The organism is Afipia sp. P52-10 (assembly GCF_000516555.1).
Lineage (GTDB): Bacteria > Pseudomonadota > Alphaproteobacteria > Rhizobiales > Xanthobacteraceae > P52-10.
In genome coordinates this window covers 1-17,968 of record NZ_AZSJ01000003.1, presented here as the reverse complement: position 1 = coordinate 17,968, position 17,968 = coordinate 1, and the positions used below count along the sequence as shown (strand labels likewise).

Genomic DNA, 17,968 nt, shown 5'->3' with positions numbered 1-17,968 from the left:
AGCCTCGATTCCTGCTCAGGGGAAACGCCGCGTCCACCGGTTTTCAAGGACGCGGCGGAAATTGGCAGTTTGGATAGTTGGGGGCATCGTGATCATGAAACCGTTGATGCGGCAGACAGCAGTTGCCGTGGTTCGGCCGGTGTTCGCGGCAAGCCTGATGGCAAGCGCCAGCATTCTCGCATTGCCAGCGCAAGCGCAGGAGCGGACCTGGGATGGCACTGGCATGCCTGGTCGCTGGGGGGACGACGATAACTGGACGCCGAGCGGTCAGCCGGGCGCCGGCGATACCGCCATCTTCGCGGGCGCGACACCCACCAACATCGACATCGACAACGTCTCGCCGACGATCGCGGCGATGCAATTCAATGCCGGCGCGCCGCTCTATACATTCTCTATCGCGATCAACAATGCGCTCACTCTGACGGGACCTGGCATCGTCAACAACTCGAGCCAACAGCCAACCTTCACCAATTTCGGCGACATCGTCTTCCAGAACGGCGCAAGCGCCGGCAACGCGATCATCAACATCCAGAATACCGGAGTCGTGTCGTTCACCGATAGCGCGACTGCGGCGGCTGCGATGATCAACAACACCGACGGCCTGCTGGAGTTTGCTGGCAGTGCAACAGCCGCTAATGCGACGATCAGCAACAAGAGCTTTTTTTCGGCGATCGCTTTCGTGCAAACGAGCAGCGCAGGCCGTGCGACGATCGATAACGATCAAGGAACGATCTATTTCTCGGACGCGAGCCAGGCAGGGAGCGCTTCCATCGTCAACCGCAACGGCGGCAGTTTGTTCTTCATCGGGACTAGCAACGCCGGCCATGCACAGATCACCAACCATCAGGCCGCGACCCTGTTCGGGGTCACGCCGACGGACACCGCGAGCGCAGGCCACGCCATCATCGATAACAACGATGGTGGAACGATTTTCGCGGCCATGACGACTGCAGGGAATGCGCAGATCACCAACCGTAATGGCGGCGGCGCGATCTTCGGAGAGTTTGCCACCGCAGGATCCGCGACCATCACCACCGGCGACGACAGCGCCACGGTCTTCAACGGCAACAGCACCGGCGGCAACGCACAGTTCATCACCAACGGCACCGGCTTTGTCGATTTCGGCAGTAGCGTCGGCCCCAACGGAGACGGGCGCATCGGCGCCGGTTCGATCGCGGGCTCCGGCATCTATTATATCGGCGGCGGTAATACGCTTGTCGTCGGCAGCAATAATTTGACCAGCGAAGTAACCGGCCGTATCGCCGATTTCGACCCGTGCGGCTGTGGAAGCACCGGACGGGGCTCGCTCGAGAAGGTCGGTACCGGGACACTCATCCTGTCCGGCGTGATGGAATACTCCGGTACGACCACGGTGAACGGCGGCAAACTCGTCGTGAACACGTCGCTGAGCTCATCGTCGGAATTGACCGTCAATGCCGGCGGCACGATCGGTGGTTCAGGTACGCTGCCGAATACGACGATCAATGGCGGCACGCTGTCGCCGGGCAATTCGATCGGCGCCATCACCGTTGCAGGCAATCTCGCGCTGACCGCCGCTTCGACCTATCTGGTCGAGGTGTCGCCGACCAACGCGGACCGCACCAACGTCACCGGCACGGCGACGCTCGGCGGCGCGACGGTTTCGGCGATGTATGAGCCGGGCAGCTATATCGAACGGCGGTATACGATTCTCAATGCTGCGGGCGGGCGAAGCGGCACGTTCGGCAGCCTGGTCAATACCAATCTGCCGCAAGCCTTCACGGCATCGCTCGATTACGACGCCAACAACGTCTACCTCAATTTGGCGATGGCGGTGCCGAACTTCGGTCCGGGTCTCACCGTCAATCAGACCAATGTCGCGAACGCGCTCGTCAACTCCTTCAATGCTGCGGGCGGTATCCCACGGGTCTACGGCGCGTTGACGCCGAATGGTCTGACGCAGGCGTCCGGTGAGAGTGGGACGCAGGCCTCGACGGCGGCGTTCCAGCAGAGCGATTATTTCCTTAACCTGATGCTCGATCCGTTCGTTACCAGCCGGGGTCCTGCCACGGGAGGCGCGCCGTTGGCGAGCGGATACGCGGGCGGGGAGGCGGATGCTTATGCCGCGACAGCCAAGCGCTCGCGCAGCGAGCAGGACGCCTATGCGGCGATGGCGCGCAAGGCGCCGCTGCGGGCGAGCGTGTTCGATCCGCGCTGGAGCGTGTGGGGTGCGGCTTATGGCGGCGAGCTGAAGGGCGACGGCCGTGCTGGGATCGGCTCGCATGATGCGACCGCACGCGCCTATGGGTTTGCGGTGGGTGCAGACTATCGGCTGTCACCGGACACGTTGGTCGGTTTTGCGGTCAGCGGTGGTGAGAGCCGCTTCTCGCTGAGCCAGAATCTCGGCAGCGGTCGCGCCGATGTCTTCCAGGCGGGTGCGTTCGCGCAGCAGACGATCGGCGCGGGTTACATCAAGGGTGCGATGGCCTACGGCTGGCATGACGTGAGCACCGATCGCTTCGTGACCGCAGCAGGTATCGACAAGCTGACGGCGGCATATGCCGCCCATTCGCTCGCTGGCCGGATCGAGGGCGGTTACCGCTTCGCGACGCCATGGATGGGCATCACGCCGTATGCGGCCGGGCAGGCGGCGGTGTACTGGCTGCCAGGCTACAACGAGCAGGTGGCGTTGGGGGCGAATACGTTTGCGTTGAGCTATGCGTCGAAAGACGTTTCGACCTCGCGGACCGAACTTGGCATGCGTGCCGACAAGGCGTTCGCGGTCGGCGGTGCCTTGCTGACATTGCGTGGCCGCGCAGCGTGGGCGCACTACTACGAGACCGACCGGGCGCTGTTCGCCTCGTTCCAGGTGCTGCCGGCGTCAGGCTTCACGGTGTTTGGCGCCCCGCAGGCGCGCAACGTCGCGCTCGTGTCAGCGTCGGCAGAAACGCGGTGGCGCAACGGCTTCTCGATCGCCGGCGTGTTCGAGGGCGAGTTCTCGGACCGCACCACAGGTTACGCCGGCAAGGGTGTCCTGCGCTACCAATGGTAAGCGCGAGGCGTTCGAACGAGGGGGAAGTCGTGCAGCAGGCACGGCCCTGCTGAACCGCTTTTACTCCTGCAGAGGCTGCTGTTGCAGAGGCTGCTGCTGCAGCGGTTGTTGCACGAAGCCGCCGATCGGTGAGGCTGCTGCAAGGCCCAGCACATTGATCGCGGCTGGCAGTGCAGCGTCTGCCATCACCGCATGACCTTCGGCCGTCGGGTGCACAGCGCCGCCATAGACCGCCGACAGAATGCCCCAAAGCGCGTCGTGAACGTCGGAGGGTTGCATCGTCGCCGACAAGCCTTGCGGATAGGTCATCGCGGCGAAGTAGCTGTCATTGGCGGTGCGGATCCAGCGCGCGCGCGGCGAGTAGGCGCGGAATTCGTTGGCGCTCTGGCCACAGACCAGCGGATTGGACGCGCCGTTGACCGGATCGTCGTGGAAGCTCTTGCCGTCAGGCGAGAAGCATTGGCGATCGAACACGGGATCGTTCGGCGAGCGCGCGCAGAGGCCGTGATTGGCGAAAGCCGGCTGATGCCGCTCTACGAACGTCATGCGGTCGCGCGGCCCACGGCAGATCACGCCGCCCTCGCACAAGGCGAGATTCCTGAGTTGCGGCAGGAACTGGTCCTGAACGAAGCTGAGGGTCTTGGCGAGCCGCCCGGCATCCAGATTGAATGCGGGCTGGATGTCGAAGCCGTCGCGGCCGCTGGTGCATGGCGCGTCGTTGGCGAGCGCCGGATTCGCGTAGGAGACAAACACGACGCGCGAGAGGTCGCCATCGACGAGCGGTTTCAGGGCTTCGCGAAGCTTGCTGAAATCCTGTGGCAGCGAGCGCGTCAGCGCGGCGCGCGAATTCTCGACCGAGCCGAGTGCGCCGGAGCGGCTGAACAGCGTGCGTTCGGTCGCGCCTTGGACGATCGCGTCGGCGACGAGACCGGAGAAGTCGATGTCGTTGGCGCCGACCGACAGGAAGATCAGATCGATACGGCGGTCCGGCTGACGGCGCTTGGCGGCGCCGATGGCCTCGCGCAACTCACTGACCTGAGCATTGACGTTGCCCTGGCAGGTGACGCCGTTGCGGGTGACGAGGCACTCGCGCGCCCGCTGCGAGCCGAGCAAGCCGCTTTCGATGGTGGCGCCGGTGCAGGCGAGCGGCAGGAACGTGACTGCGATGCGTGGGTGACGGGCCGCCAGCGCCAGCGCTGCGCGGGTCTGATAGCTGTAGAGCGAGCGATGGCACGCGGCGTTCGACCACTGGGCGTTGAAACGCTGCCAGGTGGAGAGGCTGGCGCTCGTGCCGCAGGTCTTGTCGCCCTGAAAGCCGGCGCGGCCTGGCCGGTAATACTCGCCGCCGCCGAGATAGGAACGGAAGCAGAAGCCTTCGGTCGACAGGGACACCGGCCGGTCGGGATTGCCTTCGCCGGCGGCGATCGAATCGCCGAGACCTGCGATCAGGATGTCACGAACCTGGATCTCCTCGCTGATCCGCTCAGGCACCTCCGGTCCGGCGTTCACGTCGACGGCCGCGACGGTCGGACGGCCATAACGGACACGCAGGTCGATCGGTTCGCGGCAGTCGGCGGACATCTCGCGCGCATCGCCTTCGCCATCGTTGAACGACCAGGCGCAGAGGGCGCCAGCCGGCACCTGGCCCGTCAGGCGCACGGTGATGTGATGATCGGCCGGTGTCAGGTAATTTTCGGCGACATTGTCGCGGGTGCAGGGCTGGGCCACACGGCCGGCTTGATCGATGCAAAGCCGCGACAGGGTGTTGCGGGCCCAGCCACGGCCGTCGCTCTGGATCGCGAGGGCTTGTTCCGATTCCAGGATGCTGCGGTTTTGCAGCGTCTCGACGTGCAGGAGGAAGTCACGCTCTTCCTTGAACAGGCGGAAACGGTTGCGAACCTCCCAGGAAATCCGCATCGCGCTCGGCGCGGCAACTTGCGCGTTTGCGGATTGAATGGCCGTCAGCCCTGCGACCAGTGTTGCAAGGGCAAGCGTGAGAAGAATTCTCGTCATGGAAGTCCGGTGTCCGGTGGAGCGCCGCCTTCCGTTATGCGGCCGGATAAGGCGGAAATATGGGAGACGCGCCTTTGAGGCCAGCCTGGACGGGTCGGGAACCTATTCGCCGGGCGTCACCGCGCATTGCAGCCCATTTGCCTTGCGCCGGTTGCGCCATGGCAGGATCACGTTCTGCCAAAGTTCGCGGGTGGTCAGAATGGTGATCGAGATGAAGAACGGGATCACGAAGTAGAGCAGGCGAAAGACCAGCAGCGACGCGAGCAGATGCTCCTTACTGAACTGCGGCAGCGCCACCAGCATCGCCGCATCGAAGACGCCGAGGCTGCCGGGCGCATGGCTGGCGAAGCCGAGCAGGGTGGACAGGATGAAAACCACTGCCAGCGACATGAAGTCGATGTTTGGCTGCGATGGCATCAGGATATACATCGCCAGCGCGCAGAAGCCGAGATCGACGACGCCGATGAAAATCTGCAACAGCGTCAGCGGGGTCGATGGCAGCCGCACCTTCCAGCCGTTCTGGCCGAGTTCGCGCTGGCCGACCGACAACCAGACGAGATAGGCGGCAATGCCCGCGAGACAGCCGATGCCGATCAGGCGATTGATGCTCTCGGGCAGCAGGTTCATCGGCGAGGCTGCAGCCGGATGCCAGATCATGCCGATGCCGAGCACGAACAGGTTGCCGAGCCAGAACGTCAGCCCGGAGATGAAGCAGATCTTCGCGACATCGATCGCCGTCAGGCCCCAGTCCGAATAGATCCGGAAGCGAATCGCGCCGCCGGTGAACACCGTGGCGCCGAGATTATGGCCGATGGTGTAGCTCGTGAAGCTCGACAACGCGGCGGTGCGATAGGGAATATCCTTGCGGCCGATCGTCCGCAACGCGAACAGGTCGTAGAACGTCAGGGTGAAGAACGCACAAGCGACGCAGAGCGCGGCGAGAGCGATCTGCATCGGCGAAGTGTCGCGCAACGCGAGCAGAATGACGTTGATGTCGACGCCCTTGAGTGTCCGTACCAGGGTCGTGATGGCGAGGCCGATAATGAGAAGGCTCGCTGCAATGCCAAGGCGCTTCCACCCGATCCAGTCGTGGAAGCCGCGCTGCAACGCGGTCAGAAGCCGATACATTCGCCCTCCCGGCGGGACGGAAACACTGGAACAGCCGATTGAGGCAAATGGTGGCAAGCGGCTCGTGATGCAATCATAAGCGAAACCATCGCCGTGTTGCAGGGGCGCATTGAGCACAAATCCTCAACGGGCATCAACAAGGTAAATACTGCTCGGACATTGAGCGGAATGAGGCGTTTCCGATCGTTATCGGGCGGAGCAGCAGCTTGCAGTGTCTCTTCATGCCTGTCGCGGTCTCGCTTAAAGGACGGTTCGAACCGAAAATCACACGAGAATCATGAGTTTCCTGTGGCCTTCGGCAAACGCGCGGTACGCAAAAACGTTGCGACTTGACAAGACGAATCTCGATGCTTCAGCGCAATGGTCCCTTATCACCGCAAGGTGCCACCGTTTATGACATGGATGACGGGAGCAGCTAGCCGCGCTATTTGGCCGCAACTGGAGTGGCTTGCGGGAACGGCAGACGGCTGCGGTTGCACGGCTTATGCACGGCGGGTTGCGAAATGGGCGCCGCAAAACGCCATCCCTGCACCGAGCAAGAGTGCGACGATACCGGCGAGCACCCGTGCGGATGTGGGGCCGGTTGCGGGTGCCGATGCGCCGAGGCCGGCTCCGGCCAACAGCAGCACCCCGACCACGGCGAGCAGTTGCCACATCGTGCGTGACAAGCCGGCAACGCCGCCATTCATCAGCCGCGCCGTTGCATAGCCGCCGACAAATCCCGTCGTTGCGATCAGCCACCAGGCGATTGCCGCACTGACCGGCACCACGACAGCGAGGTCGGTGCGCCAGAGGCCGCCGAGTTCGATGCCGAAGCCTTGTCCGGTCATGTAGACCGCAAGCGCAAGCAACACGCCGCAGCCGATGGCGCCGGCGAGAACAATGTGGCGCGGATATTCCTGATCAGCCATGATGCCTAACCGTTCTGATGCGCCATGATGCGACATGCGCGGCATTGGCGCAACGCGCCGCTTCAGGGGAGCAGATTGACATTCGCATCCAGCGGAGCCGTGGCATTATGCGAATGTCAAATCTAGAACTCCACTGAGTTATGATGTTTGCCCGTGGTTCTTTTGATTCCAACATATGCAGGCAACTTTGCCGCACCGGGATGCACATGTTGAAATCGAACCACTAGGATAGAGACAGAGGCGAGGGCAAGCAGCGAAGGCTGCGGCCAGTGCCGCTTGCATCTGGGGCAGGGATGAGCGACGACAATCAATCGCAGTCGATCCGTTATTCTTACAAGCCGTCGCTGGCGGGTGCGCCGCATGCATTCACGCTGACCGAGCAGGGGCTGTCGTTCCAGGCGGGTTTCCGTTCAGGCGTCTGGCGCTACGACGAGATCGCTCGCTTTCGTCTCAGCTATCGGCCGGTGTCGATGCTGGCGCATCGTTTCCGCGCCGACGTCACCAACAAGCAGGGCAAGTCCCTGACCATCATCTCGGCGACCTGGGCGGGCTTGATCTCGCTGAAGCCGCAGGACGACAGCTATCGCGCCTTCGTTGACGAGCTGCATCGCCGCGTCGCTGGTCACAATGCCGAGGTGATTTGTCTCGCCGGCTTGGGACCGATCGCGTTCGCGATCGGTCTCGTGCTGTTCGGCGTCGTCATGGTGGCGCTGGCGGGGCTGTTGATCCGCGCACTGGCGACGGAGGCTTATATCGCCGCCTTGTTCATGCTCGGCTTTGCCGCATGGTTCGGCTGGCATACCGGCGGTTGGCTGATCCGCAACAAGCCGCGGCGGTATAACGTAGCTGACGTGCCACGCGCGCTGCTGCCGTAAGGCCGGATCAAATTCAATCTGGCCTCTCGGCATCGGGTTGTGCGGCTATTGCCGCACCACCAGCACCGAGCACTTTGCATAGCGCACCACATGCCCGGCGTTCGAGCCGAGAAAGTAGGTGCGCATTGCCGGACGATGCGACGTCATCACGATCAGGTCGGCTTTGATCGCTTCCGCCTCCTCCAGGATCTCATGATAGATGCCACCCTGGCGGATCACCGCGCTGACGCGGCTTGGCGCGATGCCGGATTCGTTGGCGACGATCGCCATGGCCTCTTCGGCGGATTGTCGCTGCTGCGTATCGAAATCGGCGGGCACATATTCGGCCAGCATCACCGGCGTCATCGGCAGGACATTCAACAGTTTGACCGTGCCATTCGACGCCCCTGCGAGCGCCGCGGCGTTGGCGATGGCAGGCTTGGCGTAGTTTGCATCTGCAAGATCGATCGGGACGAGTATGTTCTTGAACATGAGCGCCTCCGTTCTTGACCGCATTGTCCCGCGCCTATGCTGTCACAACTTTGCCTCCTTGGCCAAGCGCTGCGGCCTGCGCCGTTCAGTCGCCTTCCCGCAAAAGGCGCGGGCTGACGAATCGGTCGAGCGTCCCGCGCTGCGGCGCGATGTCGTTCCAGTCTTCGATAGCGAAGTCGAGCACGGCGAGGCCGCTGGTCGGCAGGTTGTCCTCCAGCGCCTTGCGCTCCCGCCGTCCGGCCTTGGCGATCAATTCGAGGGCGAATTCCTGCAGCCCGGGGTTGTGCGCGACCACCATCAGGCAGCGCAGGTCCGCGTCATCGGAGCGTCCCTGAGCGGCCCGGACGATCGCCAGCAACTCCAACGCGTCCGCGCCGTAGAGATCGGGAACGATCTCGTGCGCCGGCGCAGGCTTCAGGACGCCAGCCATCAAGTCCCAGGTCTCGCGGGTGCGCACGGCAGGCGATACAAGCGTCAAATCGGGGATCAGCTGATGAGCCGCCAGATAGTGCGCCATGGTTGGCGCATCGTCGCGGCCGCGTGTGTCGAGGCGACGGTCCCGGTCCTGGCCGCTCAGGCTGTCCCGTTCGGTCTTGGCATGGCGCAGCAACATCAAACGGCGCATGGAATGATAACCTCCGGCGCAGACGTGCTGCGAATCTGGCGACGCATTCTCCGATGATGCGATGTCATCGGCGGCCTGTTTTTTCCGGCCGAATCGCTATCATGCCTCATCCCTTTGTTTATGCACGATCTTTCACAAGACCATGGCGATACAGGATCGATCGGTAGCGGGGCAACGTGACAACCGTTCGCATGATCCATAAGAAGGCTGCAGAAACGAACGATGACTGCCGCCGCGATGACCGAAAAGATCAGCGAAGGACCGGGATGGTACCGTGAGTCCGCGGTGCCGGCCGAGACGCGGCCGCAACTGACATTCGATCTTGATGTCGACGTGTGCGTGGTCGGCGGCGGTTTGGCCGGGCTCTCGGTTGCGTACGAGGCCGTAAGGCGCGGCGCTTCGGTTGCGGTTCTCGAGGCCCGGGAGATCGGCTGGAACGCATCGGGTAACAATCTCGGCACCGTGATGCCCGGCTTCGGCGGTGAGATCGTGGACCTGATCGCCCGCATCGGCCTTCACGATACGCGCGAGCTGTGGCGGCTGACCCAGATGGGGGCGGACCGTATTCGGCAGATGGTGGCAACCACGGCGATGCCTGGCGTCGCGTTGACCGACGGGGTACTCGAGGTGTCGCACACCGACGTCGGCGATCAGCTGGTCGGCCGTCTGCAACTGCTAGGCGAGACCTTCGGCGCCGATATCGAAGGCTGGCCGGTCGACCGCGTGCGTGCCACGCTGAGGTCGGGGCGTTACTTCCATGCGATCCACTATCCGACGGCGTTCCACCTGCATGCTTTGAATTATCTGCGTGGGCTTGCTGTGGCGGCAGAGCGGGCTGGCGTGCAGATCTTCGAACAGACACCGGTCACGGAGATCGATCCGGCCGGCGTGCGCAAGCGGATCGTAACGCCACGTGCACGGTTGCGTGCCGGGGCGATCGTGCTCGCAGGCAACGTTCATCTGGGGGCGGCGTTCCCGCGTCTGTCGCGCACGCTGCTACCGGTCTGGCGCACGGTGGCGGTCACCGGACGGCTCGGCGACAAACTTGCCGAGGCGATCGCCTATCGCGGCACTGTCCACGACAGCGCGGGTGTCGATCATTACCAGGTCGTGGATGGCGACCGGCTGATGTGGTCGGGTCCGGTGACGACCTGGGCGACTGACCCGCGTCGTTTCGCTCGCCGCGTTTCGCGACGGATCCAGGCGGTGTACCCGCAACTGAAGCGGGTGCGCATCATCGACATGTGGGGCGGGACCACAGGCGAAACCGTACATGGCATGCCGCAGATCGGTCAGCTCGGCCGCGGGCTTTGGATCGCCAGCGGGTTCGGCGCACAGGGCCTTGCGACGACGGCGATGGCCGGCGATCTGCTCGCGAGCGGAATGCTTGAGCGCGACGATCGCTGGCGGCTGTTCTCGCCGTTTGAGCTGGTCTGGACCGGCGGGCTTGCAGGGCGCGTGGCCGGGCAGGCGGTCTATTCGTGGCAGCGCGGGCAGGCGACTGTGGCAGGTATGCTGGCCCGCTACCGGGAGCAGGCGAATGCCCGGAGACAACAGCGGGAAGCAAGCCGCGCGGTTGCCAATCAGGCTGTCCGGAGAATGCGGGTCGAGCCGCACGGCGCGCATCCGCGGGCCCCGTCAGACGCGGCTGACTGAGCGACCTTTGCGCAGGCGGGCGGATCTCGCGGACTTGTGAGCGAGACACGCCTCAGCCCATGCCTGCTCCAGCCCATGTCTGCTCATGTGTTAGACTGACTAGGAATTGCAGTAAAAACAGCGCGTTGCGCCACGTTCTGAATCCGGCCTGCGAATCCCGGCCGTGGCGCCAGGCCGAGCCGTGGCATCGCCTCGCGTGCTGGTGAGGGGAAAGCCCGTAACGTTGGGCTTGCCTTTGCGTATCTTGTCCGAGCATCGCCATTATCGTGGTTCGAAGGAGCGCTGAAGATGCCTGACCGCCGTACCCTGTTCCTCTCCGCTGCCGGTCTCGGCAGCCTGTTCGCGTTCCGCTGGCTGGGTGGTAAACCGGCGCAGGCGACCCCGGCGGCCCAGCCGAAGTTCGAGGTCGAGATGAGTGAAGCCGAATGGCGCAGCAAGCTCTCACCGGCCCAATTCGACGTGCTGCGCAAGCATGGCACCGAACGGCCGTTCACCAGTCCCCTCAACCACGAGAAGCGCAAGGGAACATTTGCTTGCGTCGGCTGCGAGCTGCCGCTGTTTGCATCAGCGACGAAGTTCGACAGCGGCACCGGCTGGCCGAGTTTCTATCAGCCCCTGCCTGATGCCGTCGCGACCACGGAAGACCGCTCGTTCATGATGGTGCGAACCGAAGTCCATTGCCGGCGCTGCGGCGGCCACCAGGGGCATGTGTTCGACGATGGGCCAAAGCCAACCGGGCTACGCTATTGCATCAACGGCGTGGCCCTGCGCTTCGTGCCGGCAACGGCCTCGGCGTCTTAGCGGTTCGACCCATTTGCATGGTTTGGGCGACGGTGCTTGCTTGCATTGCAAGCAAGCGACATGAGACCGGCTCCGTGAGCGCCGCCCGGCAAATCTTGCCAGCTAGGCAAATTGGCGCCGGCCAGTGGAGCTGGCGCTTTCATCGAAGGCATTGATCTGTCTGAATAAATTCCCTTGGCACATCGCTTGCTCCAATCATTCCGATCGCGGCCGCGCATGGACCCTCCGGAGGCCGCCCGGATGAAGCTTGGAGACGATGTATGGGTATCTTCGGGGCGCTCACCACTTCCGTTGCAGGGATGCGGGCGCAGTCGTTCGCGCTGGAGAACATCTCCGGCAACATCGCCAACTCGCAGACGACTGCTTTCAAGCGAATCGACTCCAGCTTCCTCGACCTGATCCCCAACACCGGCGTCAACCGTCAGCTCGCCGGCAGCGTCACCTCCCAGTCGCGCTCCACCAACAATGTGCAGGGTGACGTCCAGGCGGCTTCGATCTCGACCTTCATGGCGATCAACGGCGACGGCTTCTTCTCGGTGCAGAAGCCGGGCGGCTATGCCGACGATAAGCCGGTGTTCGACGGCGTCGATCGCTACACCCGCCGCGGCGACTTCCAGCTCGACCGGCAGGGCTACCTGGTGAACGGCGCCGGCTATTACCTGATGGGCATTCCAGTCGACCCGACCACTGGCAACCTGGTCGGCTCCACCGCGCAGGTGCTGAAGTTCCAGAACGACTTCCTGCCCGCGCAGCAGAGCTCGCGCATCGATTACCGTGCCAACCTTGCCAACTATCCGTTGACCAAGGTCGCCGACAAGTCGATCCCGGGCTCGGAGCTGATCCAGCCGGGCAGCTACACCGCTGGCTATAACCCGCTGTCGGTTGGTACACCCGCGCAGCCCTATGCCGACGCTACCAAGCTTGGCATCGCCCGCAACAACAAGGCGTCGCCGGCCGTGCCGATCACCGGCGCGACGGCGTTGTCCGGCGCGGCCGGCACCGACTCGCTCGCGGCCGATTTCGCAGTCGGCGATACGATCGTCGTCAACGGCGTCACGCTGTCCTTCGTCGATACCGGCACCACCGGCAACTCGATCGATATCACCGACAACCTGCAAACCCTGCTCGATAAGATCGGCGCGATCACCGGCGCAGCGCCGACCATCAGTGGTGGCGCGATTACACTGCATACCGGCACCGGCGCGGATCTGTCGATCACCTCGTCCAACACCGCCGCCTTCACCGCGCTAGGCTTTACCTCGCCGCTGAACGTTGCCCGTGCTGGCGGCGGCTCGGCCGGGACCGGGCAGGTGATCGGCACCGACCTCCAGACCTTCCTCAACCAGTCGATCGCCGGCGGGGCGACGACCTGCTTCGATGTCTCGGGCTCGCCGGTCAACGTTCAGCTCCGCTGGGCCAAGGTGGACAGCGCGACGCTCGGCGCGGGCCACACCGATACCTGGAATCTGTTCTATCAGGTGGACCCTAACGCGACCGGCACCGACGTCGTCTGGCAGAACGTCAACATCAACTTCACCTTCGGCGCGAACGGCCAGATGAATCCGCCAGTGACGTCGGCGACATTGAATGCGCCGGTCATCAACGGCGTCCAGCTCGGTAATATCCAGCTCAATTTTGGCGCCGGCGGCCTGACCCAGTTCGCTGACGCGAACGGCAATGTCCAGGTCAACCAGGTCCAGCAGGACGGTTATCCGGCGGGCCAGCTGCAGTCGGTCTCGATCAACGATCGCGGCCGGGTGGTCGGAAACTATTCGAACGGCCGCAACCTCGATCTCGCGGAAATCCGCCTGGCGAGCTTCAATGCACCGAATGCGCTGCGGCGGGTCGACGGCGGCGCGTTCGAGGTAACGGATCAGTCGGGGCCGGCTCTGAGCAACGCGGCGGGCCGGATCGTCGGCTCGTCGCTCGAAGGCTCGAATACCGACATCGCCGACGAGTTCACGCGATTGATCGTCACCCAGCAGGCCTATTCGGCGAACACGCGCGTCATCACCACCGCCAACCAGATGGTGCAGGATCTGCTGAACATGCTGCGCTAGCGCGCGTTTCGCGCGGCATTCTACGTTCCCTTGAGATGGACAGCGTGTCATGAGTCTGAGCCAAGCTCTCACAACTGCAATGTCGGGCTTGCGGGCGACCCAGATCGGTCTCGGTCTGGTGTCGTCGAACGTCGCCAACGTCGAGACACCCGGCTACGTCCGCAAAGTCGCCGATCAGATCGCGATCACGGCCGGCGATTATGGATCGACGGTCCGGGTTGCCGGCGTCAACCGCGAACTCGATCAGTATCTGCAACGACAGATCAGGACCGAGCTTTCCGGTGCAGGCTATGCCAGTTTGCGTTCGCAGATGCTGCAGCAGTTGCAGTCGGTCTACGGCACGCCGGGCGCGACCGGAACGCTCGAGAGCACGTTCAGCAAGCTGACCAGCGCGGTGCAGGCGCTGTCGACCAGCTCAGATTCGCAGTCCGCGCGCATCGCCGTGCTCAATGCGGCGCAGGCGATGGCGCAGCAGCTCAACAGCATGACGCAGGGCGTGCAGTCGTTGCGTGCCAGCGCCGAGGTCCAGCTCAGCGATGCCGTCAACGTCGCCAACAATGCGATGGCGCAGATCGCCAACATCAACGCGCAGCTTCAGCGCGGCGGTCAGAACGACGGCGCGGCAGCGCAACTGTTGGATCAGCGCGACCGTTACATCAATCAGCTGTCCGAGCTGATGGACATCCGCGTCGTCACCGGCGATCAGAACCAGGTCAACGTCTTCACCAGCTCCGGCGTGCAGCTCGTCGGCAACGAAGCCGCACAGTTTTCGTTCAACGCACAGGGCACGGTCAACGCCGATACGCGATGGGATCCGGATCCGGCGAAGAGCAATCTCGGTTCGATCTCGGTGAATTTCCCGCAAGGCGGCAGCATGGATCTGCTCGCCACCGGCGCATTCCGCTCGGGCAAGATCGCCGCGTTGGTCGATATGCGCGACAACACGCTGGTACAGGCGCAGGCGCAGCTCGACCAGTTTGCAGCTGGGCTTGCGAGTCTCTTGTCGGACAAGACCGTCACCGGTTCGCCGACCACGTCGGGGGCGCAGTCCGGTTTCAATCTTGATCTGTCCGGTCTGCAGAACGGCAACGTTATCAACGTCACATACACGGATGCGGCGACCAACACGCAGCACAAGCTGTCGATCATCCGGGTCGATGATCCGTCGGTGCTGCCGCTCGCCAACAGTGCGACCAACGATCCGAATGATCGGGTCATCGGCGTTGATTTCTCCGGCGGAATGGGCTCCGTAGTTGCCCAGCTCAATGCCGCGCTCGGTGCAAGCGGTGTCTCGTTCGCTAATCCATCCGGCACGACGTTGAGCGTGCTCGACGACGGTGCGATGGGGCAGGTGAAGATCGATGCCGCGTCGATGACCAATACCGTTGGTGGTCTCGCCAACGGCGATCCACAACTCGCGCTGTTTACCGACGGGAGCAATCTCTACACCGGCGCCTTCTCATCGTCCGGCGCGCAGGTGACGGGGTTCGCCGGCCGCATCACGGTGAACGCGGCGCTCGCCAGCGACCCGTCGAAGCTCGTGCAGTACAATGCGTCCACGCCGTCGGGAGACACAACGCGGCCGGATTTCATCTACAAGCAGCTCATCTCGGGTACGCAGATGTACTCGCCGGACTCCGGTCTCGGCACCAGCTCGTCGCCGTTCAAGTCAACGCTCCTGGGGTTCCTGCAACAGTTTACGGGCTTGCAGGGCGAGGCGGCGAGTGCCGCGAAGCAACTCGCCGAGGGGCAGGATGTGGTGCTCAGCACCTTGCAGCAGAAGTTCAACGACACCTCGGGCGTCAACATGGACAACGAGATGGCACATCTTTTGGCGTTGCAGAATGCCTATGCCGCGAATGCGCGCGTGATGAGCGTGATCAGGGAAATGTATCAGACACTGATGCAGGTGGTGTGAGGATATCATGGCGATCGATGGTCTCGGCTTGCGGTCCACCTACATCAGCACGTCGCTGCTGAACATGCGCAGCCAGTTCGATGATCTGCAGCGGCAGCTTTCGACCGGGCAGAAGTCCGATACCTATGCGGGGCTCGGCGTCGGCCGCAGCTTCTCGGTGGGCTTGCGCGCGCAACTCAGCAATCTGTCGAGCTATGCCGATACGATTGCCAACTTGAATACGCGGATCAACATCGGCAACACGGTGTTGCAGCGGACGATCGACATCGGCAACAGCATCAAGACGGCGGCGGCGGGTGCCTCGACGCAAATCGAGAACAACGGTCAGACGATGGCGCAGGTGCAGGCGACCAACTCGCTGGCCGAAATGCTGCAATTGCTGAACACGCAGTCGGGCGACCGCTATCTGTTTTCCGGTCGCGCCACCGACACGCCGGCGGTCGCCTCGGTTGGCGACATCATGGATGGCAGCGGCGCGAAGGCGGGCCTCAAGCAAATCATTGCCGAGCGCAAGCAGGCCGATCTCGGTGCGGCTGGATTGGGCCGGCTTGCGATTGGCGCGCCGACCACCACTTCGGTCCAGATTGCCGAGGAGACGGCTGGCTCACCGTTCGGGATGAAGCTCGATGCGGTCACCTCGTCGCTGACCGGGGCGACTGTCACAGGCCCGGCAGGTTCGCCGCCGGCGATTTCCGTCGATCTTGCGGCCAATCCCAATCCTGGCGACAAGATCAAGTTCTCGTTCAAATTGCCCGACGGCAGTTCGGAGGTGATCGAACTGACCGCATCCACCAACGATCCGCTCGGACCCGGCGAGTTTGCGATCGGTGCGACAAGCGATGCGACTGCCGCCAATCTGCAGTCGGCGTTGACCACGTCGGTCGGCAAGCTTGCCAATACGTCGCTGGTTGCTGCGTCGGCGCTGGCGGCTTCAGACAACTTCTTCAGCGCGTCGCCGCCGCTGCGTGTGGACGGTCCACCGTTCGATACCGCGACGTCGCTGATCAACGGCACGCCGAATAATACGGTACAGTGGTATACCGGCGAAGACGGGGCGGATCCGGCGCGTGGCACGGCGGTTGCCCGCATCGACCAGTCGATCACCGTGCAGTACGGCGCACGGGCGAATGAAGAGGGGCTGCGCTGGCAGTTGCAGACGATCGCGGCCTATGCCGCGGTCACCACGTCGGCGAGCGATCCGAGCGCGAAAGAGCAGATGCTGGCGCTCAGCAGCCGAGTCGCGGCCAATCTCGCACCCCAGCAGGGTAAGCAGTCGATTCAGAACATTCAGTCGGAATTCGCCGGCACGCAGGACGCCATGAAAGCCGCGACCGATCGTCAAACGCTCACCAAGTCGATGGCGCAGTCAATGCTCGACGGCATCGAGGGCATTTCGAACGAAGAAGTCATTGCTAAGCTGCTCGCGTTGCAGACGAACCTGCAGGCGTCGTATCAGACGACGTCGATGATGTATCAGCTGAGCCTGGTGAAATACATCTAACGTGGAAATAGTCCGCCGCTCGCACATCCGCGCGGTTGATGCTGATCTCCGGTCGGACCGGGATGCGTGCGGTGATATTCGCTCCGGCGCGGCTACGCCCGGTCAGGCTGATTTCCGCTCGGTCTCTTGCTGCTCCGCGAGCGCAAGCAGCTCTTCTTCGTGAGCGATCAGCTTTTTCGATTCCTTGAGCGCCTTATAGAAGTCGCCGTTGAGGATGTGATTGTTGATGCCCTCGATCACCGGCCAGGCGCTTGGCGCGGCCGACAGCATGTCCCGGATCAGGTTGAAATAGGTGAGGTGGTGCGCCTGCGGGTCCGGCGACAGATACATCAGCTGGACCGCCAGGTAGATCAGCTTCGCCGGTGTGTTCGCCGTCGCAGGTGTCAAAATGTCCTTCTCGCGCAGAACCGGAATCCGGTCGCCCTCGATCAGCAAGCGGGCGCGCTGATCGACATTGGTGATGACGCAGGAGCCAATGATGATGCGTTCGTTCGGTTTGAGTTCGACTTTCAGGGCCATAGCGTTTCCTTCTCAAACCAAAGGAGGCCGACCGCGAGCCAGCCTCCGTCATTCACGCCCCCGGTGCGATCCTTCGGCAACGTGATTAAGATTTCGTAAACGCAGCCCGTGCTTGCTCCGCCGTGCGCGCTATCCGTTTGTTTTCGCGGCGCTTCCTCGGCAATCGCATGAACTCTCTGCTCGCGAGTACCCGGCTCCGCGCCGAGATCGAATCATATTCGCAGGCGTCACTTCATCCTTTCTTTAAGGCTTGCGCGCACTCTTCCACGGTCCCGACGGAAAAGTCGGCCGACGATGCGTTACGCTACGCTCACACCAGAAAGGTATGACAATGTCCGGTATTGTTCTTTCGGCATCGGTTCGCCAGAACCTGCTGTCACTTCAGTCCACCGCTGAACTGCTCTCGACCACCCAGAACCGTCTTTCGACCGGAAAGAAGGTCAACTCCGCCCTCGACAA

At 63.1% G+C, this 17,968-nt stretch carries 13 protein-coding genes; 7 read left to right on the top strand and 6 right to left on the bottom strand.

Annotated elements, in window-relative coordinates; translation table 11 throughout:
• Positions 1-106: 106 nt before the first annotated feature.
• Entirely contained in the window at positions 107-3,031 is a 2,925-nt protein-coding gene (locus X566_RS01535; RefSeq protein WP_160170426.1) for an autotransporter domain-containing protein, read from the top strand.
• Positions 3,032-3,091: 60 nt separating this feature from the next.
• Here the strand turns inward: X566_RS01535 and X566_RS01530 are convergent, their stop codons facing one another.
• The 3 genes from X566_RS01530 to X566_RS01520 form a co-directional block, all read right to left on the bottom strand.
• A complete protein-coding gene (locus X566_RS01530) occupies positions 3,092-5,044 on the bottom strand; it encodes a hypothetical protein (protein WP_034462927.1) in 1,953 nt (650 codons plus the stop codon).
• A 102-nt stretch (positions 5,045-5,146) separates the two neighbouring features.
• The gene (locus tag X566_RS01525) at positions 5,147-6,172 is read right to left on the bottom strand and encodes a YbhN family protein (protein ID WP_034462926.1); all 1,026 of its coding nucleotides are present in this window, start codon (positions 6,170-6,172) and stop codon (positions 5,147-5,149) included.
• Between the two features lie 482 nt (positions 6,173-6,654).
• The gene (locus X566_RS01520) at positions 6,655-7,083 is read right to left on the bottom strand and encodes a hypothetical protein (protein WP_034462925.1); all 429 of its coding nucleotides are present in this window, start codon (positions 7,081-7,083) and stop codon (positions 6,655-6,657) included.
• A gap of 293 nt (positions 7,084-7,376) precedes the next feature.
• On the opposite strand from X566_RS01520, the gene X566_RS01515 reads away from it, so the two are divergent.
• Positions 7,377-7,958: a hypothetical protein gene (locus tag X566_RS01515; RefSeq protein ID WP_034462924.1), complete on the top strand. Its 582-nt coding sequence runs from the start codon at positions 7,377-7,379 to the stop codon at positions 7,956-7,958.
• 45 nt (positions 7,959-8,003) lie between these two features.
• Here X566_RS01515 and X566_RS01510 read toward each other — a convergent pair whose 3' ends face one another.
• Positions 8,004-8,429, bottom strand: a complete 426-nt coding sequence (locus X566_RS01510) for a universal stress protein (protein WP_034462923.1) — start codon at positions 8,427-8,429, stop codon at positions 8,004-8,006.
• An 85-nt stretch (positions 8,430-8,514) separates the two neighbouring features.
• Complete coding sequence (locus tag X566_RS01505) at positions 8,515-9,054, bottom strand: histidine phosphatase family protein (protein WP_034462922.1); 540 nt, start codon at positions 9,052-9,054, stop codon at positions 8,515-8,517.
• Between the two features lie 222 nt (positions 9,055-9,276).
• Between X566_RS01505 and X566_RS01500 the strand changes: the two genes are divergently transcribed.
• The 5 genes from X566_RS01500 to X566_RS01480 all read left to right on the top strand — a co-directional run bounded on the left by X566_RS01500 (position 9,277) and on the right by X566_RS01480 (position 16,990).
• Positions 9,277-10,710: an FAD-binding oxidoreductase gene (locus X566_RS01500; protein WP_244434643.1), complete on the top strand. Its 1,434-nt coding sequence runs from the start codon at positions 9,277-9,279 to the stop codon at positions 10,708-10,710.
• Between the two features lie 288 nt (positions 10,711-10,998).
• Positions 10,999-11,511, top strand: a complete 513-nt coding sequence (gene msrB / locus X566_RS01495) for a peptide-methionine (R)-S-oxide reductase MsrB (protein WP_034462921.1) — start codon at positions 10,999-11,001, stop codon at positions 11,509-11,511.
• A 260-nt stretch (positions 11,512-11,771) separates the two neighbouring features.
• Complete coding sequence (locus X566_RS01490; RefSeq protein WP_034462920.1) at positions 11,772-13,571, top strand: flagellar hook protein FlgE; 1,800 nt, start codon at positions 11,772-11,774, stop codon at positions 13,569-13,571.
• Positions 13,572-13,620: 49 nt separating this feature from the next.
• Positions 13,621-15,489 carry a flagellar hook-associated protein FlgK gene (gene flgK, locus X566_RS01485; RefSeq protein ID WP_034462919.1) on the top strand — a complete coding sequence of 623 codons (1,869 nt, stop codon included), beginning with the start codon at positions 13,621-13,623 and terminating at the stop codon, positions 15,487-15,489.
• 7 nt (positions 15,490-15,496) lie between these two features.
• A complete protein-coding gene (locus X566_RS01480) occupies positions 15,497-16,990 on the top strand; it encodes a flagellar hook protein FlgL (protein WP_034462918.1) in 1,494 nt (497 codons plus the stop codon).
• Positions 16,991-17,092: 102 nt separating this feature from the next.
• Here the strand turns inward: X566_RS01480 and flbT are convergent, their stop codons facing one another.
• A complete protein-coding gene (gene flbT / locus X566_RS01475; RefSeq protein WP_034462917.1) occupies positions 17,093-17,509 on the bottom strand; it encodes a flagellar biosynthesis repressor FlbT in 417 nt (138 codons plus the stop codon).
• Positions 17,510-17,968 lie beyond the last annotated feature (459 nt).

Coding starts and splice junctions, on each gene's coding strand:
- X566_RS01490 (WP_034462920.1), top strand. CDS start 11,772: ATGGGTATCTTCGGGGCGCTCACCACTTCCGTTGCAGGGATGCGGGCG.
- X566_RS01480 (WP_034462918.1), top strand. CDS start 15,497: ATGGCGATCGATGGTCTCGGCTTGCGGTCCACCTACATCAGCACGTCG.
- flgK (WP_034462919.1), top strand. CDS start 13,621: ATGAGTCTGAGCCAAGCTCTCACAACTGCAATGTCGGGCTTGCGGGCG.
- X566_RS01535 (WP_160170426.1), top strand. CDS start 107: ATGCGGCAGACAGCAGTTGCCGTGGTTCGGCCGGTGTTCGCGGCAAGC.
- X566_RS01510 (WP_034462923.1), bottom strand. CDS start 8,429: ATGTTCAAGAACATACTCGTCCCGATCGATCTTGCAGATGCAAACTAC.
- X566_RS01505 (WP_034462922.1), bottom strand. CDS start 9,054: ATGCGCCGTTTGATGTTGCTGCGCCATGCCAAGACCGAACGGGACAGC.
- flbT (WP_034462917.1), bottom strand. CDS start 17,509: ATGGCCCTGAAAGTCGAACTCAAACCGAACGAACGCATCATCATTGGC.
- X566_RS01500 (WP_244434643.1), top strand. CDS start 9,277: ATGACTGCCGCCGCGATGACCGAAAAGATCAGCGAAGGACCGGGATGG.
- msrB (WP_034462921.1), top strand. CDS start 10,999: ATGCCTGACCGCCGTACCCTGTTCCTCTCCGCTGCCGGTCTCGGCAGC.
- X566_RS01525 (WP_034462926.1), bottom strand. CDS start 6,172: ATGTATCGGCTTCTGACCGCGTTGCAGCGCGGCTTCCACGACTGGATC.
- X566_RS01520 (WP_034462925.1), bottom strand. CDS start 7,083: ATGGCTGATCAGGAATATCCGCGCCACATTGTTCTCGCCGGCGCCATC.
- X566_RS01530 (WP_034462927.1), bottom strand. CDS start 5,044: ATGACGAGAATTCTTCTCACGCTTGCCCTTGCAACACTGGTCGCAGGG.
- X566_RS01515 (WP_034462924.1), top strand. CDS start 7,377: ATGAGCGACGACAATCAATCGCAGTCGATCCGTTATTCTTACAAGCCG.